Genomic DNA, 1,540 nt, shown 5'->3' with positions numbered 1-1,540 from the left:
TGTCTGGCGGTGGTCAGCTCATGGGTGGAACGTTGATTATTCGGCACGGTCGGGACGGACCAGGCGCTAGTACTGCCCCTGCTGGGGGCGTGGAACGCTGATCTGGTCGGCTGACCGTGCCGGGCACGCTGTTGGGTGTCTGAGGGTGCGAGCGTTGCTCGCCCTTCACGATGCCGGCCCCGGTGCAGCACCGCGTGATGTGGTGTGTGACGGGTGGTTGGTCGTTGTTTGAGAACTGCACAGTGGACGCGAGCATCTGTGGCCAAGTTTTTAAGGGCGCACGGTGGATGCCTTGGCACCAGGAACCGATGAAGGACGTGGGAGGCCGCGATAGGCCCCGGGGAGTCGTCAACCAGGCTTTGATCCGGGGGTGTCCGAATGGGGAAACCCGGCAGTCGTCATGGGCTGTCACCCTTGCCTGAACACATAGGGCAAGTGGAGGGAACGCGGGGAAGTGAAACATCTCAGTACCCGCAGGAAGAGAAAACAACCGTGATTCCGGGAGTAGTGGCGAGCGAAACTGGATGAGGCCAAACCTATGGCGTGTGAGACCCGGCAGGGGTTGCGTCGTGGGGGTTGTGGGATCTCTTTTTCACGGTCTGCCGGCCGTGGGACGAGTCAGAAACCGTATGGATAGGCGAAGGACATGCGAAAGGTCCGGCGTAGAGGGTAAGACCCCCGTAGCTGAAATCTGTACGGCTCGTTGGAGAGACACCCAAGTAGCACGGGGCCCGAGAAATCCCGTGTGAATCTGGCGGGACCACCCGCTAAGCCTAAATATTCCCTGGTGACCGATAGCGGATAGTACCGTGAGGGAATGGTGAAAAGTACCCCGGGAGGGGAGTGAAATAGTACCTGAAACCGTGTGCCTACAAGCCGTGGGAGCGTCGGATGGAAGCTTGCTTTCATCTCGTGACTGCGTGCCTTTTGAAGAATGAGCCTGCGAGTTTGCGGTGTGTTGCGAGGTTAACCCGGGTGGGGTAGCCGTAGCGAAAGCGAGTCCGAACAGGGCGGTGTAGTAGCGCGCTCAAGACCCGAAGCGGAGTGATCTAGCCATGGGCAGGTTGAAGCGGAGGTAAGACTTCGTGGAGGACCGAACCCACCAGGGTTGAAAACCTGGGGGATGACCTGTGGTTAGGGGTGAAAGGCCAATCAAACTCCGTGATAGCTGGTTCTCCCCGAAATGCATTTAGGTGCAGCGTCGTGTGTTTCTTGCCGGAGGTAGAGCACTGGATAGGCGATGGGCCCTACCGGGTTACTGACCTTAGCCAAACTCCGAATGCCGGTAAGTGAGAGCGCGGCAGTGAGACTGTGGGGGATAAGCTCCATGGTCGAGAGGGAAACAGCCCAGAGCATCGACTAAGGCCCCTAAGCGTACGCTAAGTGGGAAAGGATGTGGAGTCGCAGAGACAACCAGGAGGTTGGCTTAGAAGCAGCCACCCTTGAAAGAGTGCGTAATAGCTCACTGGTCTAGTGATTCCGCGCCGACAATGTAGCGGGGCTCAAGCGTACCGCCGAAGTCGTGTCATTCCAGTGTGAG

At 58.6% G+C, this 1,540-nt stretch carries 1 rRNA gene; it reads left to right on the top strand.

Annotation, left to right across the window (positions count from 1 at the left end):
* Nucleotides 1-260: 260 nt before the first annotated feature.
* Nucleotides 261-1,540, top strand: a 23S ribosomal RNA gene (locus STRIP9103_RS50615); the annotation flags it as partial.

The organism is Streptomyces ipomoeae 91-03, from assembly GCF_000317595.1.
Classification (GTDB): domain Bacteria; phylum Actinomycetota; class Actinomycetes; order Streptomycetales; family Streptomycetaceae; genus Streptomyces; species Streptomyces ipomoeae.
The sequence above is the reverse complement of the archived record's forward strand: the minus strand, read 5'-3'. Positions and strand labels throughout refer to the sequence as shown.